This window comes from Tabrizicola sp., from assembly GCF_034366665.1.
GTDB lineage: Bacteria > Pseudomonadota > Alphaproteobacteria > Rhodobacterales > Rhodobacteraceae > Tabrizicola.
In genome coordinates this window covers 1-21,428 of record NZ_JAXMMF010000084.1, presented here as the reverse complement: position 1 = coordinate 21,428, position 21,428 = coordinate 1, and the positions used below count along the sequence as shown (strand labels likewise).

General features: G+C 67.4%; 18 protein-coding genes. 2 read left to right on the top strand and 16 right to left on the bottom strand.

Features of this window, described 5'->3' with window-relative positions; translation table 11 throughout:
- Positions 1 to 256 precede the first annotated feature (256 nt).
- From U1E69_RS11350 to U1E69_RS11290, 13 genes are all read right to left on the bottom strand, one after another.
- A complete protein-coding gene (locus U1E69_RS11350) occupies positions 257 to 1,939 on the bottom strand; it encodes a hydantoinase B/oxoprolinase family protein (protein WP_322244488.1) in 1,683 nt (560 codons plus the stop codon).
- Positions 1,936 to 3,954 (bottom strand): hydantoinase/oxoprolinase family protein, encoded by a 2,019-nt coding sequence (locus tag U1E69_RS11345; RefSeq protein ID WP_322244487.1) that lies wholly within the window; start codon positions 3,952 to 3,954, stop codon positions 1,936 to 1,938. Before U1E69_RS11345 ends, U1E69_RS11350 begins: the two co-directional genes overlap by 4 nt.
- Positions 3,955 to 4,656, bottom strand: a complete 702-nt coding sequence (locus tag U1E69_RS11340) for an ABC transporter ATP-binding protein (protein WP_416200278.1) — start codon at positions 4,654 to 4,656, stop codon at positions 3,955 to 3,957.
- Positions 4,643 to 5,353: an ABC transporter ATP-binding protein gene (locus U1E69_RS11335; protein WP_322244516.1), complete on the bottom strand. Its 711-nt coding sequence runs from the start codon at positions 5,351 to 5,353 to the stop codon at positions 4,643 to 4,645. The genes U1E69_RS11340 and U1E69_RS11335 overlap by 14 nt, the downstream gene beginning before the upstream one ends.
- A complete protein-coding gene (locus tag U1E69_RS11330) occupies positions 5,350 to 6,282 on the bottom strand; it encodes a branched-chain amino acid ABC transporter permease (RefSeq protein WP_322244485.1) in 933 nt (310 codons plus the stop codon). Before U1E69_RS11330 ends, U1E69_RS11335 begins: the two co-directional genes overlap by 4 nt.
- The gene (locus U1E69_RS11325; RefSeq protein WP_322244484.1) at positions 6,279 to 7,157 is read right to left on the bottom strand and encodes a branched-chain amino acid ABC transporter permease; all 879 of its coding nucleotides are present in this window, start codon (positions 7,155 to 7,157) and stop codon (positions 6,279 to 6,281) included. The genes U1E69_RS11330 and U1E69_RS11325 overlap by 4 nt, the downstream gene beginning before the upstream one ends.
- Before the next feature lie 83 nt (positions 7,158 to 7,240).
- Positions 7,241 to 8,515 carry an ABC transporter substrate-binding protein gene (locus tag U1E69_RS11320; RefSeq protein WP_322244483.1) on the bottom strand — a complete coding sequence of 425 codons (1,275 nt, stop codon included), beginning with the start codon at positions 8,513 to 8,515 and terminating at the stop codon, positions 7,241 to 7,243.
- Positions 8,516 to 8,595: 80 nt separating this feature from the next.
- Complete coding sequence (locus U1E69_RS11315) at positions 8,596 to 9,996, bottom strand: hypothetical protein (RefSeq protein WP_322244482.1); 1,401 nt, start codon at positions 9,994 to 9,996, stop codon at positions 8,596 to 8,598.
- Positions 9,993 to 10,574 (bottom strand): amino acid synthesis family protein, encoded by a 582-nt coding sequence (locus U1E69_RS11310; RefSeq protein WP_322244481.1) that lies wholly within the window; start codon positions 10,572 to 10,574, stop codon positions 9,993 to 9,995. Before U1E69_RS11310 ends, U1E69_RS11315 begins: the two co-directional genes overlap by 4 nt.
- Positions 10,567 to 11,418: a UPF0280 family protein gene (locus U1E69_RS11305; protein WP_322244480.1), complete on the bottom strand. Its 852-nt coding sequence runs from the start codon at positions 11,416 to 11,418 to the stop codon at positions 10,567 to 10,569. Before U1E69_RS11305 ends, U1E69_RS11310 begins: the two co-directional genes overlap by 8 nt.
- The gene (locus U1E69_RS11300; RefSeq protein WP_322244479.1) at positions 11,409 to 12,839 is read right to left on the bottom strand and encodes a 6-hydroxynicotinate reductase; all 1,431 of its coding nucleotides are present in this window, start codon (positions 12,837 to 12,839) and stop codon (positions 11,409 to 11,411) included. Before U1E69_RS11300 ends, U1E69_RS11305 begins: the two co-directional genes overlap by 10 nt.
- Positions 12,836 to 15,562 carry a molybdopterin-dependent oxidoreductase gene (locus U1E69_RS11295; RefSeq protein WP_322244478.1) on the bottom strand — a complete coding sequence of 909 codons (2,727 nt, stop codon included), beginning with the start codon at positions 15,560 to 15,562 and terminating at the stop codon, positions 12,836 to 12,838. Before U1E69_RS11295 ends, U1E69_RS11300 begins: the two co-directional genes overlap by 4 nt.
- The gene (locus U1E69_RS11290; RefSeq protein ID WP_322244477.1) at positions 15,559 to 16,410 is read right to left on the bottom strand and encodes an FAD binding domain-containing protein; all 852 of its coding nucleotides are present in this window, start codon (positions 16,408 to 16,410) and stop codon (positions 15,559 to 15,561) included. Before U1E69_RS11290 ends, U1E69_RS11295 begins: the two co-directional genes overlap by 4 nt.
- A gap of 98 nt (positions 16,411 to 16,508) precedes the next feature.
- Between U1E69_RS11290 and U1E69_RS11285 the strand changes: the two genes are divergently transcribed.
- Positions 16,509 to 16,928: a MarR family winged helix-turn-helix transcriptional regulator gene (locus tag U1E69_RS11285; protein WP_322244476.1), complete on the top strand. Its 420-nt coding sequence runs from the start codon at positions 16,509 to 16,511 to the stop codon at positions 16,926 to 16,928.
- On the opposite strand, the gene U1E69_RS11280 is transcribed toward U1E69_RS11285, so the two are convergent.
- Positions 16,900 to 17,544, bottom strand: coding sequence for a TetR/AcrR family transcriptional regulator (locus U1E69_RS11280; RefSeq protein ID WP_322244475.1), 645 nt, complete (start codon positions 17,542 to 17,544; stop codon positions 16,900 to 16,902). The two genes, U1E69_RS11285 and U1E69_RS11280, sit on opposite strands and share 29 nt — an antisense overlap.
- 124 nt (positions 17,545 to 17,668) lie before the next feature.
- Here U1E69_RS11280 and U1E69_RS11275 point away from each other — a divergent pair, with 124 nt between their 5' ends.
- Positions 17,669 to 19,693 carry an NADH:flavin oxidoreductase gene (locus U1E69_RS11275; protein ID WP_322244474.1) on the top strand — a complete coding sequence of 675 codons (2,025 nt, stop codon included), beginning with the start codon at positions 17,669 to 17,671 and terminating at the stop codon, positions 19,691 to 19,693.
- Here U1E69_RS11275 and U1E69_RS11270 read toward each other — a convergent pair.
- Both U1E69_RS11270 and U1E69_RS11265 read right to left on the bottom strand, forming a co-directional pair.
- Positions 19,690 to 20,097 carry a Fur family transcriptional regulator gene (locus U1E69_RS11270; protein WP_322244473.1) on the bottom strand — a complete coding sequence of 136 codons (408 nt, stop codon included), beginning with the start codon at positions 20,095 to 20,097 and terminating at the stop codon, positions 19,690 to 19,692. The genes U1E69_RS11275 and U1E69_RS11270 overlap by 4 nt on opposite strands.
- Positions 20,098 to 20,247: 150 nt before the next feature.
- Positions 20,248 to 21,246, bottom strand: coding sequence for an LLM class flavin-dependent oxidoreductase (locus U1E69_RS11265; protein ID WP_322244472.1), 999 nt, complete (start codon positions 21,244 to 21,246; stop codon positions 20,248 to 20,250).
- Positions 21,247 to 21,428 lie beyond the last annotated feature (182 nt).

Below are 21,428 nucleotides of genomic sequence, written 5' to 3'. Positions count from 1 at the left end.
GCTGCCTTCGACCCTCGCGTCCCCTCTCCCCTCCGGGGGAGAGGGTCAGGGTGAGGGGGGGCTCCGGGTTCCCCCCGATTCGCCCAGACTGGTTAACGACCTGCTGTCCCGCCGCACGTCCATACGAAAGCCAGACGCTTTCCATACGCGTTCCAGACGTGGAAATTCGGTGGCTTCCCGCAGTTTAACCCAGCGCTCCCAGACACTTGCCAGAAGCCACACGTCCCGTTGCGCAGACCGCTCCACCACCCGCCCGTTATTCCGGCCTCGGCCACATCCGCGCGGCTTCCTCTGCCGAATACCGGCCCAACCGGACATCCTCGGCCACCAGCGCCGGATCGCGCTTTTCCGGCGGCCCATACCCCCCGCCCCCCGGCGTCCGGACCCGCACCCGGTCCCCCGGCTTCAGCGCGATGTCCTGCGCCTTCGACAGATGCTCCGGCACCATGACCACGCCGTCGCGGATCACCTCCACCCGGTTCACCGCGCCATCGCTACCCCCCAACGCCCCCTGCGGCCCGACCCGCCCGTGGTCCATCACGAAGGAGGCCCGCGCTTCACCACGCAACAGCTCGATCTCGTAGTCCAGCCCAAAGCCCCCCCGATGCTGCCCCGCCCCGCCCGAGCCTTCATGCAGCGCGTAGCGGCGGTACAGTACCGGATAGGTCTGCTCCATGATCTCGACGGGGGGAGCCTTGGAGATCCCGATGGTGGAACAGCCATTCGCGATCCCGTCGCCCCCCGCAAAGCCGCCATACCCCCCGCCCGAGATCTGGTACATCACGTAATCCCTGCCCTTCTCCGGGTCATGTCCGCCCAACCCGAAGTTGCCGGAAGTCCCCGCCGGGGCCGCCGTGACATGCTCTGGCACCGCCTGCACCAGAGCGGCAAAGACCGCCTCGGCGATCCGCTGGCTGACCTCGGCCGCGCAGCCCGACACCGGGCGGGGATACTGAGCGTCCAGAAAAGTGCCTTCAATCCCAAAGACTTCCAGCGGCTCGAACGCGCCCGCTGAAATCGGCACGTCCGGGAAGATATGCCGCATCGCCAGATAGACCGCCGACAAGGTCGTCGCCCGGACCGAGTTCATCGGCCCCATGCAAGGCCGCGACGACCCCGCGAAATCGAAGGTCAGACCATCGCCCGCCTTCGTCACCGCCAGCGCAATCGTCAGCGGCTCGTTGACCACCCCGTCACTGTCCACGATGGCCGTCGCCCGATAGACACCCTCCGGGATCAGCCCGATCATCGCCCGCATCTGCCGCGCTGCCAGCCGCCGCATCTCGGCAATCGCCTCGGTCACCGTCGCATCGCCATAGCGATCCAGCAGCGCCGCCAGCCGCTCGGCCCCCACCAGCAGCGCCGAGGCCTGGGCCTTCACGTCCCCGATCCGCTGTTCCGCCACCCGGATGTTCGAACAGATGATCTGATAAATCTCCTGGTCCAGCACGCCCTTCTTGAACAGCTTCACCGGGGGAATCCGCAGCCCTTCCTGCTCGGCGCTGATCGCACTGGCGCTGAACCCGCCCGGCACCGCGCCCCCGGTATCCGGCCAATGCCCGGTATTCGAAAGCCAGCAGAAGATGCGCCCCTCGCGCCAGACCGGCATGGCAAAGCGCACGTCCATCAGATGCGTGCCGCCCAGATACGGATCGTTCACGATGTATATGTCACCCTGATCGGGGGCAGCCGTCACCCCGGCCGCGATCCGCTCCAGAATCGTCCGCGTGGAAAACTGCATGACACCGACAAAGACCGGCAGCCCCTTTGCCCCCTGCGCAATCAAGCTGCCATCCACCGCAGAATAGATGCCGTCCGACCGATCATCCGCCTCGGCGATCACCGGGCTGAACGCCGCGCGCGAGAACGTCAGGTCCATCTCGTCGCAGACCTGCTGCAGGCCCGCCTGAATGACCGCGAGGGTGACGGGATCAATCATTCATTAACCTCGATGATCAGGTTGCCATCGGCGTCTGACGTCACCCTCGCCCCCGGATCTACGACAATCGTTGTATCCATTTGCTCAATGATCGCAGGGCCTTGCAGGTCGATCTTCAGAGGCAGATGATCGCGCCAATAGACCGGAGTATCCTGCCAGCCCCCGAACCAGACCTTGCGCGTCGTGGCGGCCTCGGCAGCCCCGCGCCGCCCTGCCGGATCGATCAACCGCGACAGGTCCAGCGCCGGACGCTCGCCGATGACCGAGACGTTCAGGTTCACCAGGTTCGCCCGGATCGTCGGCAGGTCCACCCGGAAGCGGGCGTGATAGGCCGCCTCGAACAGGTGCTGCAGGTCCTCCCGCGGCGGGGTGGCCGACGGTAGCGGCACCCGCAAGAGATGCGTCTGGCCCACGAACTGCATGTCCGCCGAATACTCCGCCCGAACCGCGGTCAGCGCGATCTTCTCCAACCCGATCAGACGCCTACCCTCGGCCTCCTGTGCGGCCAGAACCCTGTGGACCTCGCCCATCTCCACCCCGTCCAAGGGTCGGTTGAGGGTCCGCACAAAGTCGTGCCGCAGATCGGCCACCACACATCCCAGCGCGTTGGTGATGCCGGGCCGGGCGGGGATCAACACCTTGGGAACGTTCAACTCTTTCGCCAAAGCCACCGCATGCAGCGGCCCCGCCCCGCCGAAGGCGAACAGGGCAAAGTCGCGCGGATCGGCCCCCAGCGAGATCGAAACCATCCGGATCGCCCCCGCCATATGCGTGTTGGCAATGCGGATGACCGCCTCGGCGGCCGCTTCGACCGACAGCCCCAAAGGCACGGCAATCTGCTCTTGCATCGCCGCAAAAGCAGCCTCTGCCGCCTGACCGAACCGGCTGGCAGGCAGCCGCCCAAGGATCAGGTTCGCATCCGAAATCGTGACCTTCGTCCCGCCCCGGCCATAACAGACGGGACCCGGAGTCGACCCGGCACTCTCCGGCCCGACCCGCAGCATGCCGCCCGCGTCGATCCGGGCGATAGAGCCTCCACCGGCGCCGACTGTCCGCACATCGACCATCGGCACATGGATCGGCATGGCATATTCCACCTCGATCTCGTTCGAGACCGGCGCGGTACCATTTCGGATCATCGCCACGTCAGTCGACGTCCCCCCCATGTCATAGGTCAGAAGGTTCGCCATCCCGGCCCGCCGCCCCGTCGCCACCGCCGCCATCACCCCCGAGGCCGGACCCGACATCACGGTCTTCACCGCCTCTTTCGCGACGTCCTTGGCCGCAACCATCCCGCCGTTGCCGTTCATCACCAGAAGGTCGCGGGCATAGCCCTTTGCGGCCAGTTCTGAGGCCAGCCGGGCGATGTAGCGCTCCAGCAGCGGCTGGACCGAGGCGTTCACCGCCGCTGTCACGCCCCGTTCATATTCGCGAGACTCAGATAGAAGAACGTGCGCCAAGGTAATGTAATCATTGGGCCAAATCTCGCGCGCAACCTTGGCTGCCAGCAGTTCGTGGGCGGGGTTGGCATAGGCGTGAAGGAAGTGGATGACCAGCGCCTCGCAGCCGTCATCACGCAGGCGCGTCACCGCCAGACGAAGCGCGGCTTCATCCAGCGGCGTGACCACGCGACCCCGCGCATCCATCCGCTCCGGCACTTCCAGCCGCAGGTCGCGGGGGATGACGGGCACGAAGCGGCCATGCATCCCGTAGGCCTGCGGGCGGGTGCGACGGCCCAGCTCCAGCACGTCGCGGAAGCCCATCGTCGTGATCAGACCGGTCTTCGCCAACTGGCGTTCCAGCACGGCGTTGGTCGTCGTGGTGGTGCCGTGGACGATCAGGTCGATCGCGGACAGATCGGCCCCGGCCTCGGCAAAGGCGTTCAGGACCCCGCCGGCCTGGTTGGGCAGGGTCGTCGGCACCTTGGCCAGCCGGACAGCGCCGCTCGCCGGGTCGAAGATCACCAGATCGGTGAAGGTCCCGCCCACATCGACACCCGCCACAAGCCCGGTCATTCAGACACCCACATAGGTTCGAAACACATCAGCGTCAGGCGACAAGTCCTTGACCGGCATCACTTCCTCGATCCGGCCCGCGACCATGAACGCCACCCGGTCCGCCAGCTTCAGCACCGCATCGACCCGCTGTTCGACCAAGACTACGGCCACGCCCTCGGCCTTCAGGGTCCGGACTGCATCCTGGATCAGGGCGATCATCGACGGCTGCAGCCCCTCGGTCGGTTCATCCAGCAGCAGGACCTTGGGGCGCAGACACAGGGCGCGGGCGATGGCGAGCATCTGCTGCTCTCCGCCCGAAAGGGTTCCCGCGATCTGGGTCAGGCGTTCGCGCAGGCGGGGGAACAGGGTCAGGACATGGTCCAGCGTAGCGCTGTCGTTGCCACGGACAAGCCCCCCGACCGCCAGGTTCTCGGCCACCGTCAGCGGCCCGAACAACCTGCGGCCCTGGGGCACGTAGGCAAGACCACGCTTCGGGATATCGTGGGCGGGAAGACCGTGAAGCGGCATGCCGTCCAGCAATATGGTTCCCGAGGCAACTGGAAGAAATCCCATCAACGCCTTGAGAAAGGTCGATTTTCCCACCCCGTTGCGGCCCATCAGACAAATGATCTGCCCCGGCTCGGCCCGGAAATCGACGCCGCGCAGAACGGTGACGGGACCGTAGCCCGCCGTCAGGCCCTGGACCTCAAGCGCCAAGATAGGCCTCCTGCACGGACGGATTGGCGCGGATCTCGGCGGGTGTGCCGGTCGCAAGCACGCGGCCAAAGGTCAGAACGGTGATCCGGGTGGCAAGGTCCATCACCACCTCCATGTTGTGTTCGATCAAGAGGACCGTCGTGGCGGGGACCAGGCTGCGGACCAGAGCCTTGAAGCCCTCGATCTCGGACGCGGCAAGGCCCTGGGTCGGCTCGTCCAGGATCAGCAGCCGCGGATTCAGCGCCAGGCCCATCGCCAGTTCCAGCAGGCGCTGGTGGCCGTAGGACAGGGTCTGCGCCTCCTGGTCCTCCAGCCCCTGCAGCCCAACCCTTGCGAGGGCTGCGCGGGTTCGCGTGGCGAGGTCTCGGGTCCCGTGCGACTGGACTGCCAAAGCCACGTTGTCAAAGACGGTCAGACGCGGAAAGATCGAGGTGATCTGGAACGTGTAGGCGATGCCCTTGCGCACGCGCTGATGCGCGGGAAGCTGCGTGATGTCTTCCCCGGCCAGAAGGATGGTGCCGGACTGGGCCAGACGGCGGCCGGACAACAGGCTGACGAAAGTGGTCTTGCCCGCACCGTTTGGACCGATCAGGCCGTGGATCTCGCCCTGACGCAGGGTGAAGTCGACCCCGTCGACGGCCTTGAGCCCGCCGAAATGCAGCGTCAACTGCTTGGTCTGGATCAGGAGCTGGTCGATCAGGGCAGCCACCGGACCCACCTTTCCCGGACCGTCCCCAGCAAGCCCTTTGGCGCGAATAGGATCAGCACCACCAGGGCGGCACCGACGATGAACTGGTGCGCCGTGGTGACGCCTGTCGCGGCCTCGATCAGGACGAACATCAACAGCGCGCCAAGGAAGGGGCCCAAGGTCGTTCCAGCCCCGCCCATCAGCACGTAAAGCATGGGGAGGATGGAATACTGGATCGTGGCGAAGCTGGCCCCGACATAGCCGAAAAGTATCGCATAGGCGGCCCCCGCGGCCCCGGCGTAAAGGCCGGAAATCGTCAGGGCCACAAGTTTCACAGTGAAGGGGTTGTAGCCCAGCATCCGGCTGCGTTCCTCGTTTTCCCGCATCGCAACCATCGTCCGGCCGAAGGGAGAGCGGACCAGGGCAAGGCTGGCAAGCAGGCCCACGCCAAAGATCGTCAGCGCGGCGAGAAAGCGGGGGGTGTCGGTCGAAAGGTCAAAGCCGAAAAGCCTCCGGCTGGTGGCGGCCACGGCAAACCCGTCGTCCCCGCCGGTAATCGGGGCGAAGTACAACAGCGTCAGGAACCCGGCTTGCGCGAACATCAGCGTCACGATCATGAAGCTGACGCCCGCCGTGCGCAGGGCCAGAAGGCCCAGGGTCGCGGCCATCAGCCCGCCTCCGGCAATGCCCGCAATGAACGCGGGACCCGCGCTCCAGCCCCAAAGCTGGGCGGGCAGGCCTGCAGCATACATCCCGGCGGCAAGGAGAAGGGCATGACCCAGGCTGAGCAGCCCGGTATAGCCGAAGGCCAGGTTGTAGCCCATCGCGAAGACCGCCAGCACCATGATCCGGGCAAGGTTGGTGGCGTGATACGGCGACAGCCAGAACTGCGCGGTGAAGAGGATCGCCAGAAGCACCAGATGCAGGGTCCAGACCTTCACGCCTTCGCTCCGAACAGGCCCTGCGGGCGGAAGACCAGGACCAAAGCGACCAGAAGCGTGGCCAGGATCTTCGCCAGCGTCGGGGTGAAGAACATCGAGATCACGCCGTCAGAAAGCCCGATGACCAGAGCGGCGATCAGAGTGCCGCGCAGGCTGCCAAGCCCGCCGATAATGACCACGATGAAGGACAGCAGAAGCGGGTCGTGGCCCATCAGGTACTGGGCCTGGCTGATCGGTACGACCAGGACCCCTGCCAGCGCGGCCAGCCCAGCGCCAAGGGCGAAGGTGCCCATGTAGACCCGGTCCACGTTGATCCCGAAGGCCTGGGCGGTCATCCGGTCGACTTGCGTGGCGCGCATGATGAGACCTGCCCGGGTCCGCGTCATGAACAGCCAGAGGGCAAGCAGCACCAGCACGGCGGCTAGGACGACGAACAGCTTGTAGCCGGAATAGCCGAACCACGGAAGCTGGATGCGCCACTCGAAGGGGGCGGTGACGGGGTAGGCGTTCGGGCCATAAAACGACAGCGCGGCCTGCTGCAGGATGTAGAGAAGGCCGATGGTGGCGACGATGGTGGCCTCGGGGTCGTAGTTCAGCCGCTTCAGGATCAGCCCGTCGGCGGCGGCGGCAAGCGCGGCCACCAGAACTGGCGCGATGATGACGGCGGCCAGGAAGGCCAGCGCGGGCGGGCCGGGGATCATCGTGGTGACCGCCCAGGCCAGGACCGCGCCCAGCATGTAGAACTCGCCATGCGCCACGTTGACGACGCGCATGACGCCGAAGACAAGGCTCAGCCCGGCCGCCGCCAGCGCAAGGACGGCGGCGGTCACTAGGCCCTCCATTAGGGCAAGAAGCAGGAAGGGTCCGAAGGCCATGTCTGTCCGTGGGTGGGGAAGGTGGGCGGATCGCCCACCCTACGCGGGGGAGTAGGGTGGGCGATCCGCCCACCTTCCGTTCGTCAGAAGGACATCGTCGTGTAGTCGACCGCGTCCTCGTACAGCCCCTCGTCGATCGTCGTCGTGTGGACCTTCACCAGCTTGCCGCCCTGCACCTGGGCGATGTGCTGCGACCCGAAGACCTGGTGCGTCTTGCCGTTGAAGCGCTTGGCCCCCTGCGGCCGTTCGATCCCGTAAGGCAGATCGGTGATCGCCTCCATCGCCTCGACCAACTTTTGCCGGTCGGCGGGGCCTGCATAGCCCGAGGCCTCCATCGCCTGCTTGACGAAGAACAGGGTCTCCCAGGTCGAGAACATGTGGCTGTAGGTCGACACATCCGCGGCATCACTGACGGATGCGCCGTTGTCATCCACACCGACGGCGGCGCGGTAGGCGGCTTCATGTTCCCCGGCATCGGCGGCCTTCACGCGGGGATGCGCCTCCCAGAAGTGGCTGCCTTCCAGGAACTCCAGGCCCGGCGTCGCGGTGTCCACCGCCTCAAGGCTGTCGATGAACCCGAAAAGCTGCGGCTTTGCACCCGTGCCGTAGAACTCGCCCAGCTCCTTGACGAAGGTCAGGACGGCCGGGCCGACCATGACGTGATAGAGAACCTCGGTCTCGGCGGGGATCTGCGGGAAATAGCGGGTGAAGCTGGTCTCCGTGGGCGGCACGGCGATCTGGGCGATCACCTCGCCGCCCTGAGCCTGAATCGCGGCGGTGAAGAAGTCGCGGTGATCGTGGCCAAAGGCATAATCCGGGAAGACCATCGTGACCTTCTTGCCCAGGTTCGCCGACACCCAGGGCGCCATCGTCGAGATCTGTGCGCGCACGTCGGTGATGCCGGGCTGCAGCGTCCAGCGGTTCAGGGCACCCGATGCGACATGGTAGCCCTCGGAGCAGACGAGGTAGGGCACCTTCAGCTCCCCTGCCCTTGGCGCGGACCCCATGACGACATGAGAGAAAAGCGTTCCCATCACCAGGTCGCAGCCGTCGGACTGGGTCAGCTTGTCGACGACTTCGGACCCGCGCTTGGGGTCGGTCGCGTCGTCCTCGAACAGGATCTCGACCGGCCGCCCCGCGATCCCGCCGCCGTCGTTGATCGCCTTCAGCGCGGCTTGCGCGGTGCGTTCGTACCAGCGCCCGTAGGCCGCGCCGATGCCGGTGCGGTGCAGCTGGAAGCCGATCTTGATCGGAGCCGCCTGCGCGGCCAAATGGCCCGGCAGCGCGGCGGTCAGAAGACCCGCCCCCCCGGCCATCAGAAGCCCGCGGCGGGTGGGGTGAAGCAATCCGTTCGTCATGTCCGTCTCTCCACTGTTGCGGCCTCTCTTCGGGCCTTTGGTTGCATTGGCGGGCCAAGGCCCGGATTTGTCCAGCCTTTTCACCCGGACCTGGCGGTGGACAGAAGCCACAGTCCGAGCACCGTATACCCCACCATCAGCAGCGTCATCGGCAGGTGCGCCAGCGGACGCGCGCCCTGCCCGGCCAGCTTCAGCCCCAGAAGCACCGCCAGAAGATGCGCGCCCAGGATCGCGGCGAACTGCAGGCCGTAGATCACCGGCATGACCCGCGGATCGGTCAGAAAGCCGAACGAGACGAAAAAGGGCGGCAGGCCCAGCCAGTTGTCCCCCGTCATCAGGGGATCGTTCAGCGCGGCCAGAGTGTATTGCCCGGCGGTCAGCAGCATCACCAGGTAATGCGCCGCGTGATAGCCCGCCGCGATGGCCAGAAACGACAGCATCACCGGCCCGGTCGCAAAGCCTCCTCCAATCCGGCGACCAAGGAGGATCGACCCCAGGATCAGGCCCAGCGTCAGCACCCAGATCGCCAGCAGTCCCCCGGTGTTTTCCCACATCACCGCGCTGCGTCCGGTGGGCTCCAGCGGGTTCTCGCCGATCAGCGCCTGCCACCAGAAGGTCTCGGCCAGACCGTCGAAGGTCAGGGCGGCAAGCGCAAGGCTGACGAAGACCACGGCCGAGGGGCTGAGCGGCGGCATCGACAGGACCTGCGTGCCGGGCCACCCCCGAATGAGGCGCGTCCGCTGGACGTCGGATTCGTGCCAAAGCGGGGCAACCTTCGCGATGAAGCCGAAGAGGACGGTCAGGAACTCGCCCTGGGCCAGCCAGTCCTCGCCCTCCAGCACGGCAAGGGCGAAGATCGCCGCCCAATAGGTCAAAGCGACCTGGGCCAGGACGGCGGGGTCGTCGGGGTAAAGCGAGACCATCTGGAACCACACGAAGCCCGCGTAGCCTGCGACGGCCGGCCAATGACCCAGGCGCGCAAGGCCGATACTGCCGGTTCGGCCCAAAAGCGTGCGCGCGATGCGGACGGGACCAGTCCAGGGGTTCAGCGGCCGCCAGAGGTTGCCCAGAAGCATCGAACCCAGCGGGACCGCGATCCAGACCCCGGTCCAGAAGACCAGAGTCATCAGGTTGTGCATCGGGTCGCGCGCACCAAAAAGGCCGACAAGGATCAGGCCAAGAAAGGCAAGGAACGACAGATACGAAGTCAGGCTGGCGGGCAGCAGAACCCGCCGCTCCCACACAAGATGCGGGGCCATGACCGGAAGGCGGTGGGCCGTGACGCCCATGATCGCGGTCAGGGCCACGGTCAGTGCCGCCGCGGTGATGTAGTGGCCGGTGGGCAGCGTCAGGATGACCGAAGGCGGCAGTGCGCAGGCGAAGGCCACGCCGGGCGCCAGAAGAACGGCCAGTCCGCCCGCCCCCAAAGCTTTCGAAAACTTTGGATAAAATCCGTCGAAGGATTTTGGGGTGCGCTTCACCTCAGCCCGTCCTCTCCCTTGACCTGATGGACCTCCAGCCCGCCCATCCGGCTGTGCACTCTGCCCCCGCGCGCCATGCCAAGCGCGAAAAGGACCTCGTTCGCACGGGGTCCGTCAGCGCAAGCCAGCGTGATCGTGTCGAACCGCGAGCGGACATAGGCCGCGTTCAGATGGCCCAAGGGCAGGTCCAGCGTCGCCCCCATGCCGCCGACCTTCATCACCGAGGGCACGATGGCCCGGCATTCGCCCAGCCGCTCGCGCATCCCGTAGCCGCCTGCAACATGCCAGAGCGCACCGTGTTCGCTTTCGCCACCCTCACCCACGATGGCCCCCTTGCCATAGGCGTCGATCCCCTCGCGGCCGCCCAGGACTGCAACCAGACGGTCGGTCAACTCCAGCGCCAGGGGCTTGAGATCCTCCATCGCGGGGTGGAGGTCGGCACTGTAGCGCCCCGCGAAGGGGTTCTGGCAGATTGCATAGATCGCCCCCCGGACCGGCGGAGGCTGCACCAGCGGCCCGCCTTCGTGCCGGATCTCTTCCAGCTGCACAACGATCTTCCGGACTGCGAAATCAGCCACTTGCACCCCCCTGCGCCAGCGCCAGGCCACCCGTCACCTGCATCTCACCCTGCAGGAAAAGTGCAGCATCTTCAATCAATCCCCGCGCGCGGAACGCTTCCGCCGCCCGCAGGCCCGCCGCAAGAGCCTTTGCCCGGTCATCTGGCGCAAGTTGCGGCACCGCGACGGTCACCTGCAGGTCGCCCAGATCGCTGTCGCTCTGCACGTCGCGCGCCGGTCGCCGCCGGACGCCGGGATGATCCAGGTCCACCGCATTGGCCACCATCGTCGCCGCCGCATCAGCCATCGCCGCCGTGCGCGCCACCACGGTGACGGCATCTGCGATCCCCAGCGAGAAGCTGCGCCCCCGCCAGCCCGACGTCGCGATGCCCCGGACCCGGTCGGCGGCGCGCACGGTCACCCGGTCCAGTGGCGAAGCGGCCAGCGCACAGGTCAGGCTTTCCCCCGGCCCCAGCCAAAGCGCGATGTCGCCGCCGTTGTTGGCATAGGCGCGGGAAATGCCGGGCCCGGTCAGCGCGGCCAGCACCTCTTCGGCGACCGATCCAGCAACAGCCGCCATCGGAGTGATGAAGGCCGGGCGGAACGGGGCCACGGCCGCGGCCATCCGTCGGGCGACACTGCCGGTCACGTCCGCGGCAGGCGACCGCAGGGCGGGCAGTTCGGCCACCAGGTCGTCCAGGATGCCGGCAAAGCGGGCCGCAGCGCGGGCATAGGCAGCGCGGATGGCGGGCGCGTCGCCAAAGGCCTCGGCCACGATGTCGATGGGGCCGTGCTGCAGATGCAGCCGCCCGCCCGGCAAGAGGGCGGCGACGGCTTGGTGCGGGAGGGGGGAGGTCAGGGCCACGGCGTGACCCGTGCTGCGGTGGGATACTCGCCCCCCTCGGCCACCGACTGGTCCAGCGTTCGGATGTTCTCTTCGTGGCCGCCCATCGCCAGGTATTCGGCGCGCGGCAGGGTGAATTCCAGGGGCGCGACAAGCGCCGGGGTGGGCACATAGCCGAACGCCCCCTTGGGCAGGCGGGTGACGTCAACCATGAAGGTGATCCCTCCGCCGGGCCAGACATAGGTCTCGGCCCCGCCCGAGGTCAGCCGCGTGGCCCCGCCCTGGACCGAGCGGGTCAGCCGCACCGGGTTCTTCGCCACTCCGGCACGCAGGGACCCGCCAGCCCCGCCCACGAAAAGGACCGTGCACAGAGAGGATTCGCAATTCTCGTCAATGAGTTCGACCGAGGCCTTCAAGTCCTGTGGCAAGTCCTGCCGGACGGGTTGCAGGCTGTCGTCGAGGACGTAGTAAGCATATTGCTCGCCGGTCGTGGAGACCATCAGCAGCCGCAAACCCGGTCGCGCGCCCTTCTTGGGGTTCCATTCGCCCAGAATCTCCAACGGGTCGGACAAGCGGGTGCCGCCCCAGCCCTGGCCCGGCTCGGACACCTTGAAATACCGCCCCGGCGTCGACCGGTGACCCTTGATCCGGATGCCCGACGGCGGCCAGCCGATCACCTTGCCCGCCTGGTGTTCGCTGACGACGCCGGTGATGTGGTCGTCGACCACCACGACCTCGTCCACCAGCCCCTGCCATTGCATCGCGAACATGCCGATGGTGGCCGAGCCGCAGCCGACCCGCATCCGGCGTTCGCGCAGGCCGTCCACGATGGGCGCCTGCCCCGCCTGCACGACCACCGTCGAGCCGCCGTCGATCACCAGTTCCACCGCCTCGCCGTTGCAAAGCGCCAACAGCGCAGCGCAGGTGATCCGTCCTTCGGCCTTGGTGCCGCCGGTCAGGTGGTGGACGCCGCCCAGCGACAGCATCTGCGACCCGTATTCGGCGGTCGTGACCTGGCCGATGGGTTCGCCCTGAACCCACACGACCGCGCCCTCCGGGCCAAGGAAGCGGTCGGTGTCGATCGTCACCGTGACGCCGCAGTACGAGAAGATCGCCTCGGTCACCACGGTGACCATGTCGGCCCCGTCCACCTGGGAGGCGATGATGAAGGGCGCGGGCTTGTAATCCGGGTAGGTCGTGCCCGAACCGATGCCGGTGACGAAGGCGTCGGCCGGGACCGGTGCGCCGTCCCAGTCACGTGCCGCGAAGGGGACGATGCGGCCCCCGGCTTCCACCGTGTGGGACAGCATGACGACGGGGTCGGTCCGCACGATCCGGCCCGCGTCATTCGCGTAGCGGTCGCAGGCCCCGGTCTGGCCCGGGGCGATGTAGCACATCACCGGGCAGGCATCGCAGCGGAGCTTTTCACCGGTATCGGTCATCCGCGCCACCCGCCGGGGGCCAGCCCCCGGACCCCCGGGATATTTTCGCCAGTATGAAAGGCCGGGCCAAGGGCCTCGCGGACCCTGTGCGGCAAGGCGGGAACGCAGGTGATCTCGGCCCCGGTGGCGTGGCGGACCGCGTTCAGGATGGCGGGGGCGGTGGGGATCAGGACGTGTTCGCCAAGGCCTTTGGCACCGAAGGGACCTTCGGGATCGGGGACCTCGATCAGCAGGCTTTCGATCGGGGGGACGTCGCCGAAGGTCGGGATCAGGTAGTCGTGCAGGTTCTCGGTCCGGCCGGGGAGGTATTCCTCCATCAGCGCCATGCCGATTCCCTGGGCGATGCCGCCCTCGATCTGACCCCTGGCGAGCATCGGGTTGATTGCGCGGCCCAGGTCATGCGCGGCGGTGATCTTCAGCAGCCGGACCGTGCCAAGGGCCGCGTCCACCGCCAGTTCCACCATCTGCGCGCCGTAGCCGTAGACGGCATAGGGTGCGCCCTGGCCGTGGGCGTCGAGGGGCGATGTTGGCGGATCATAGGTGGCTTCGGCACTCAGGGCGTGGCCGTTGGCATCCGGGGGCAGGCTGGCAAGGTCGATCTGCGTCGCCGTGCCCCGGTCGCGGACGCAAAGGGTGCTGCCGTCAAGCGACAGGACAGCGCCCTCGCCCGCATTGACGCGGCGCAGGATTTCGGCGCGCAGGCTTTCGCCGGCGGCCTTGGCGGCGCGACCGGTGACATAGGTCTGGCGGCTGGCCGAGGTCTTGCCCGCGTCCGGAGTCAGCGCGGTGTCGGGGCCGATCAGCTGGAAGGCCGTCAGCGGCAAGCCAAGCGCTTCCGCGGCGATCTGGGGGATGACGGTGTTCGAGCCCTGGCCGATGTCGGTCGCGCCCTGGTGCAGGATGACCTGGCCCCCGGGCGACAGGCCGATGCGGATGGTCGACGGGTTCGGCAGCGCCGTGTTGCCGCAGCCATACCAGCACGAGGCGACGCCGACCCCCCGTCCTTTTTGGCCCTTTGCTTCCGCCAAGGCGCGCGTCCAGTGCGGCTTCAGCGCCGACAGGCAGTCGTGGATGCCGACCGCGCGCAGGGCCTGACCCGTTGCGGACGGATCGCCATCGCGCAGGGCGTTGCGCAGACGAAACTCCAGCCGGTCGATCCCGGCCTTGTCGGCAAGGCGGTCATAAAGCGTTTCCTGCCACAGCGCCCCTTGCGGCACGCCAAAGCCCCGGAACGCACCCGAGACCGGCCCGTGGGTGTGGATCGCCTTTGCCTTGGCGGTGATCGCGGGCGTCAGGTAAGGACCCGAGACATGCACCGGCACCCGGTTCGCCACGGTCGGCCCCCAGCTGGAATAGGCCCCGGTGTTGAAGCGGCCCTCGAACTCCAGCCCCGTGATCCGGCCTTGCGCGTCACAGCCGATCCGGCCCCGCATCTCGGCCGGGTGGCGCTTGGTGGTCGAGGCCATGCTTTCGGCCCGCGTGTAGATCATCCGGCAGGGGCGGCCTGTCTTCAGCGTCACGAGCCCAATCAGGGGTTGCAGCGAGATATCAAGCTTGGAGCCGAACCCCCCGCCCGTGGCCGAAGGGATGATGCGGACCCGGTCCAGTGGCAGCCCCAGGATCGCCGCGGTATCCTCGCGGTCCATGCCGGGGGCCTGGGTGCAGGCGCGGATGACCAGCGTGTCGCCCTTCATCCAGGCGGCACCCGCCTCGGGCTCGATATAGGCGTGCTCGACAAAGGCGGTGGTCATCGTCCCTTCGACGACATGCGCGCTGCCGGCAAGGGCGCTGGCCGCATCGCCCTTGGCCACGCGGCCTTCGACGAGAAGATTGCCGGGGCGATTGGGATGAAGCGGCGCGCCTGCCTCGGCTGCCTCGGGCGTGGCAAGGGGGGCAAGCGGGGTCCAGGTGATCGGGAAGCCGGTCAGGTCGGGCTCTGCCCCCGGCTCGAAAGCCACCAGGGCCACACATTCCCCCCGGAACCGGGCGGGAGAGGCGGCGATGGCGGGCTGGTCGGCGAAGGGCGGGATCACCGAAAAGGCGTTGCGTCCGGGGATGTCAGCCGCGGTGAAGATGGCGACGACGCCAGGCCGGGCGCGGAAGCCGGTCAGGTCGCCGATCTGGAACGCCGCATGGGGGTGGGGCGAACGGACCACCTTCACCATCAGAGCGCCTTCGGGCCAGTCGTCAGCCCCGAAACTGTCGCCCGCGACTTTGGCGGCACCGTCGAGGCGACGCACGCTGGCACCGATGCCGCCCGCCGGCTCATCCGGCAGAACGCCCTGCCCCGCCGCGACGACCGCCGCGATGATGCTGCGATAGCCGGTGCACCGGCAAAGGACGCCGCCCAGCGCCTGCTCCACCTCGGGTTCGGACGGGCGGGCAGTGCGCGTCAGCAGGTCGGCCGCCGTCAGCAGCATTCCCGGCGTGCAGATGCCGCATTGGGCCGCGCCGTGGGCATGAAAGCTGGCGCGCAGGCGGGAAAGCTCGGGCGTGTCGCCTTCGATGGTCGTGACGAAGCGCCCCGAGACCCGCGCGGCGGGCGTCAGGCAGGCGCAGACCGCCGCGCCGTCCAGAAGGACTGTACAGGCCCCGCAGTCGCCCGCATCACAGCCAACCTTGGTGCCCGTCTTGCCCAGCCGCTCGCGCAGGGTTTCGGACAGCCGTTCCGTGGGTGGCGCGTCCACTTCGACCAAAGCCCCGTTCAGCGAAAAGCGGATCATGACAGCGCCTCGGCCACGGCCCGGCGGACAAGCTCGACCGCCGCCTCGCGCCGATAGGCCGCTGTCGCGCGCACATCTTCGATGGGGGTCAGGGCTGCGGTCACGTCCGTCGCCTGGATGCGGTCCCCGACTTCGGACACGGGTGAGTCGCGCAAGGCCGCCTCGACCGCCGGAAGCCGGACCGCCACGGGCGAGCAGGACCCAACCGCAACTGCCGCGTCGACCACCCGGCCCGCATCGACGAAAAGCCGCGCTGCCACCATCGCAATCGAGATCACCAGATGCGACCGCGCGCCCAGCTTCACAAAGGCGGACCGGCCCTGCCGCCCGCTGTCCGAAATCAGGATCGCGGTCAAAACCTCACCAGGCCCAAGCGCCGTGCGCCGGGGGCCCAGCAGAAAATCAGACAGCGCCAGACGCCGTGTGCCGGACTGGGAGATCAGTTCGACCTCTGCCCCCACGGCCAGCAAGGGCGGCACGCCATCCGCCGCGGGGGAGGCATTGCACAGGTTGCCACCGATGGTTCCGGCATTCTGGACCTGCCGCCCGCCGACCTGCCTTGCCGCCTGCTGCAAGGCGCGCAAAGCGGGGGGGAGATCGGCCTCGGCCAGCGTGGTCCAGGTTGTCCCGGCACCGATGCGCAGACCTGACTGCAGACCTGACTGCAGACCTGGCCCTGATTGCAGACCGGAAAGCCCGGCCACGGCGCCCAGATCAACCACGGGACCTGCCAGCCGCGCACCCGCGCCCGGGTAAAGATCGGTGCCCCCCGCCAGCACGCGGGACTGGCCCTCCGCCATCAGACGAAGAGCCTCGGTCAGTGTCTGAGGTCGGGCATAATCCGCCACGGCAGCCCCGAAATCATTTGCGTAACAACAGACTGTGACCCCTGCGGGATTCTGTCAACGGTCTTGCGCCGATCAACCGCAAGTCGTATCGCGGACCCATGACCGATGCCAAGTCCTACCGCCTTGACGACCAGATCGGCTATGTCCTGCGCCGGGTGACGCAGCGGCATCTGGCGATCTTTGCCGCCGCGATCCCCGAGGTCACGACAACCCAGTTCGCCGTGCTGGCGCGGCTTGTTGAAATCGGCCCGCAATCGCAGAACCATCTCGGCCGCGAGACGGCGATGGATGCCGCCACCATCAAGGGCGTCGTTGACCGGCTGGCGAAGCTGGGACTGGTTGCGACGAACTCGGACCCTGCCGACCGCCGCCGCCTGACGGTCAGCCTGACCGAGGCCGGTGAACGGCTTTTCGCCGACCGCAGGCCCACGGCCTTGTCCGTGTCGGCCGAGACGGTCGCGCCTCTGACGCCGGACGAGGCGCGGCTTCTCAAAGAGTTGCTGCTTCGTCTGACGTGACCGGGTGGCGCGCCCGGAAGGCCGCGACTTCGGCCTTGGTCGGTGCGACACCTGAAAAAGTCAGCACATAGGCCGGAATCCGCCCCATTCGGACCTGAAAACTCTCCTGCGACCGCAGTGCTATGTAGCCCACCTGGGTCAGATACAATGTCCGCGCCCGGGTGTCGGCTTCCGTCTCGTCATAGCCAAAGCGGCGGAACAGCGCCGTGATCGCCGCAATCCGCGTTGCGTCGGCCTCGGCCATCGCCCGGTCCACCGCCGGGTCGGTCAACCCCCAGGTCCGCATCGCGAATTCCAGCCTGCTGTCAAAAAGCTGCGGGTCCACCCAGCAATCGACCAGGTTCAGCATCGCCTCGGCGATCGTCGCGGCGGGCGCTTCGCAGCGCGCGACCAGATTGCCGGTGTTCCTGGCCCTCCAGCGGTCGACAAGCGCCGCCAGCAGCGCCTCGCGGTCGGGGAAATGCCAGTAGAAGCTGGTGCGCGACAGCCCCAACCGCTGCGCAAGCGGCATGACCTTTACCGCCTCGACGCCACCTTCGACCAGAAGTGCGTAAGCCGCGTCCAGCCAGAGATCCGGCGTCCCCCGCCAGCCGCGCTCGGTCTTCTGTGTGTTCATGCCCCCGACCTAACCATCCCCGATCCCGCCACACAAGGCGGATCAGAACAAACTCGACACATATGTCAAGTTTTGCGATAGTCGCTGCAGACGCCGATTCCCACCCCCAAGCCAGGCCGGTCCCATGTCGAACGATCCGCTTTTGCAGCCCTTCCACCTGAAACACCTGACCCTTCGCAACCGGATCATGACCACCAGTCACGAACCCGCCTATGGCGACGACGGGATGCCGAAGGACCGCTACCGGCTGTACCACCTGGAACGCGCCAGGGCCGGGGTGGCGATGGTGATGACGGCGGGTTCCGCCAGCACCAGCCGCGACAGCCCGCCGGTGTTTTCCAACCTTCTGGTCTGGAAGGACGAGATCGTGCCGTGGATGAAGCGGCTGGCCGACGACTGCCACGAGGCAGGCGCGGCGGTAATGATCCAGCTGAGCCACCTGGGCCGCCGGACCCGTTGGGACAAGGGCGACTGGCTGCCCGTCGTCTCGTCCACCACCGACCGCGAGCCGGCGCACCGGGCCTTCCCGAAACCGGCCGAAGACTGGGACATTGCCCGCATCATCCGCGACTATGTGGACGCGGCGGAGCGGATGGCCGAGGCCGGTCTCGACGGGATCGAGATCATGTGCCACGGCCACCTGCTGGACCAGTTCATGTCGCCGCTGACCAATTCGATGGAGGCCCCCTACGGTGGCAGCCTGGAAAACCGCGCGCGCCTGACGATGGAGATTCTGGCCGCGATCCGCAAGCGGATCGGCAACCACATCATCATCGGCATGCGCTACGGCGTCGACGAGATGCAGCCGGGCGGGATCGACATCGAGGAAGGCGTGGCTCTGGGAAAGCTGTTCCGCGACAGTGGCTTGGTCGACTATCTTAACATCAACCGCAGCCGCATCCACACCGATCCGGCGATGACCGACCTGATCCCAGTGCAGGGGATGCGCTCCGCCCCGCACCTCGACTTCGCGGGCCGCATCAAGGCCGAGGTCGGGATGCCGACGCTGCACGCCGCGCGCATCCCGGACGTGGCGACGGCCCGGCACGCGGTGGCGACGGGCCAGGTCGACATGGTGGGGATGACCCGCGCCCACATCGCCGACCCGCATATCGTGCGGAAGATCGTCGAGGGGCGCGAACATGACATCCGGCCTTGCGTGGGTGCCACCTATTGCCTGGACCGGATCTACCAGGGCGGCATGGCGCTGTGCATCCACAACCCCTCGACCGGGCGCGAAGAGACCCAGCCGCATGACATCGAACCGGCTTTGGTGAAGAAGAAGGTCGTCGTCGTCGGCGCGGGCCCGGCCGGGCTGGAGGCCGCGCGGGTGGCCGCGGAGCGTGGGCATTCCGTGGTGGTCTTCGAGGTGGCCGATCAACCCGGCGGCCAGATCCGGCTGACGGCGCAGACCAAGCGGCGGGCCGAGATGATCGGGATCATCGACTGGCGGCTGGCGCAGTGCACGGCAAAGGGGGTGGAGTTCCGCTTCAACACCTGGGCCGAGGCTGGGGACGTGCTGGCCGAAAAGCCCGACGTCGTTGTGATTGCGACGGGGGGGCTGCCGAAGACGGATATCCTGGCCGCGGGGAACGATCTGGTGGTGTCCGCCTGGGACATCCTGTCAGGCGACGTCAAGCCGGGGTCGAACGTCCTGCTCTACGACGATGCGGGCGACCATGCGGCGCTGCAGGCGGCACAATTGATTGCGGAATCCGGCGCAAAGGTCGAGGTGATGACCCGCGACCGCAGCTTTGCGCCCGAGGTGATGGGGATGAACCTGGTCCCCTACATGCGCGCCCTGCAGGACAAGGCGGTGACCTTCACGGTGACCTACAAGCTGGACGCCGTGCGCCGCGCGGGCAACCAGCTGGAGGCGGTGATCGGATCGGATTACATGAAGCTGAACAAGACCGCGCTTTACGATCAGGTGGTGGTGAACCACGGGACGCAGCCCCTCGCCGACATCTACTTCGCGTTGAAGCCCGCTTCGGGGAACAAGGGGGCCGTGGACTATGACGCCCTGATCGACGGAAAGCCGCAACCGGTGGTCGAAGGGTTCCAGCTGTTCCGGATCGGCGACGCGGTCGAGGCCCGGAACACCCACGCGGCGATCTATGATGCGCTGCGGCTGGTGAGGACGGTTTAGGTCTTCTTCCGGCAGTACAGCTCCATCCGGTGGTGGATAATGTCGTAGCCAAGCTCGGCTGCGATTTCGCGTTGCAGCTGCTCGATCTTTTCCGACCGGAATTCGGTGATCTGGCCGGTGTCGAGGTCGACGATGTGGTCGTGGTGCGGGGCGTCGGCGACCTCGTACCTTGCCCCGCCGTTTTCGAGGGCGAGCCGCAGGACCACGCCTTCGCGTTCCAGGACCGAGAGGGTCCGGTAGACGGTGGCGAGCGACAGGCTGTCGTCAAGGGTGCGGGCACGGCGGTGAAGCTCGGCGGCGTCGGGGTGGTCTTCGGATTCGGTCAGGACCTTGAGGAGCGCCTCGCGCTGGCGGGTCACGCGAACTCCGGTCTCGCGGAGGGCCTGTTTGGGGGTCGGTTTCATGGAGCGAGATGCTAGCGGGACCGGGGGGCGGGGTCAAATATCTCGGATGTGTCCACGGTGGACAAACTTTGGAAGTCTATTGAGTCCAAGGGGTTGGGATTTTCTGTTAGGGTGGTGTTAACACTTTCCCCGGGCCGGTTTCGCGGCGTTTCAGGCGGCTGCGGCGGGCTGGATCAGGTCTGCAAGGACGCTGGCCGCGATCTCCAGCGAGCGGACCCGGGCGGCGGGATCGTGCATCATTCCGGTGATCATCACCTCGTTCGGCTCGTAACGGGCGATGAGCGCGGTGAGTTCGCGGCGCACTGTCGCGGGGGAACCGACGGCGGAGCAGGAGAGGGCGTAGCGCGCCTGAGCCAGGATGGCCTCGGGGATGTCGCTGAGGTCCTTCGTCGGGCGCGGAAGTTGGCCGGGGCGTCCGGTGCGCAGGCGGGCGAAGGCGAGGAGTTGGGAGGAGCGGAGGTAGGTGGCTTCTTCGTCGGTGGCGGCGGCAGAGACGCCGATGGCAATCATGACGTAGGGTTTGGTGAGGCGGTCGGAGGGGCGGAAGGTGCGGCGGTAGATGTCCAGCGCCTCGTCGAGGTGGGTGGGGGCGAAGTGCGAGGCGAAGGCGTAGGGGAGGCCGAGGTAAGCGGCCAGTTGCGCGCCGAAGGTGCTGGAGCCGAGGATCCAGACGGGGACATTGGTGCCGGTGCCGGGGATGGCCTGCACTTGGCCGGGAGTGTCGCCTAGGTAATAGATGAGTTCCTGCACGTCCTGCGGGAAGGTGTCTTCCTGCGCCATGTTGCGGCGAAGGGCGCGGGCGGTGCCCATGTCGGTGCCGGGGGCGCGTCCTAGGCCGAGGTCGATGCGGCCGGGGTAGAGGGTGGCGAGGGTGCCGAACTGCTCGGCCACCACGAGGGGGGAGTGGTTCGGCAGCATGATGCCACCCGCGCCGATGCGCAGGGTCTTGGTCTGGCCCGCGACGTGGCCGATCACGACGGGGGTCGCGGCGGAGGCAATGCCGGGCATGTTGTGATGCTCGGCCAGCCAGTAGCGGTGGAAGCCTGCTTTTTCCGCCGCTTGCGCGAGGTCCACGGTGGCTTTGAGCGCCTGGGCGGCGGTCTGGCCTTCGGGGATCGGGGCCAGGTCGAGGTAGGAATAGTGCTGCATGTGCGGCCTCCGGTTGGGACAGAGGTAAGCATTGGAGGCGTTGGGGGAAAGGGGGATGTGCGTAGGGTGCCCTACAGCGCACCGTCGGATGGTGCGCTGTAGCGCACCCTACGATGGGGACGGGTCCGGTGCGGTTGATTGAGGCGGTGTGCCTGGTGGGACGGGCGGACCGGGGGTTTCAC

Excerpts from the sequence above, each read along its gene's own strand:
- U1E69_RS11350 (WP_322244488.1), bottom strand. The coding sequence starts at position 1,939 with ATGATTGATCCCGTCACCCTCGCGGTCATTCAGGCGGGCCTGCAGCAG.
- U1E69_RS11345 (WP_322244487.1), bottom strand. The coding sequence starts at position 3,954 with ATGACCGGGCTTGTGGCGGGTGTCGATGTGGGCGGGACCTTCACCGAT.
- U1E69_RS11325 (WP_322244484.1), bottom strand. The coding sequence starts at position 7,157 with ATGGCCTTCGGACCCTTCCTGCTTCTTGCCCTAATGGAGGGCCTAGTG.
- U1E69_RS11320 (WP_322244483.1), bottom strand. The coding sequence starts at position 8,515 with ATGACGAACGGATTGCTTCACCCCACCCGCCGCGGGCTTCTGATGGCC.
- U1E69_RS11300 (WP_322244479.1), bottom strand. The coding sequence starts at position 12,839 with ATGACCGATACCGGTGAAAAGCTCCGCTGCGATGCCTGCCCGGTGATG.
- U1E69_RS11295 (WP_322244478.1), bottom strand. The coding sequence starts at position 15,562 with ATGATCCGCTTTTCGCTGAACGGGGCTTTGGTCGAAGTGGACGCGCCA.
- U1E69_RS11285 (WP_322244476.1), top strand. The coding sequence starts at position 16,509 with ATGACCGATGCCAAGTCCTACCGCCTTGACGACCAGATCGGCTATGTC.
- U1E69_RS11280 (WP_322244475.1), bottom strand. The coding sequence starts at position 17,544 with ATGAACACACAGAAGACCGAGCGCGGCTGGCGGGGGACGCCGGATCTC.
- U1E69_RS11275 (WP_322244474.1), top strand. The coding sequence starts at position 17,669 with ATGTCGAACGATCCGCTTTTGCAGCCCTTCCACCTGAAACACCTGACC.
- U1E69_RS11270 (WP_322244473.1), bottom strand. The coding sequence starts at position 20,097 with ATGAAACCGACCCCCAAACAGGCCCTCCGCGAGACCGGAGTTCGCGTG.
- U1E69_RS11265 (WP_322244472.1), bottom strand. The coding sequence starts at position 21,246 with ATGCAGCACTATTCCTACCTCGACCTGGCCCCGATCCCCGAAGGCCAG.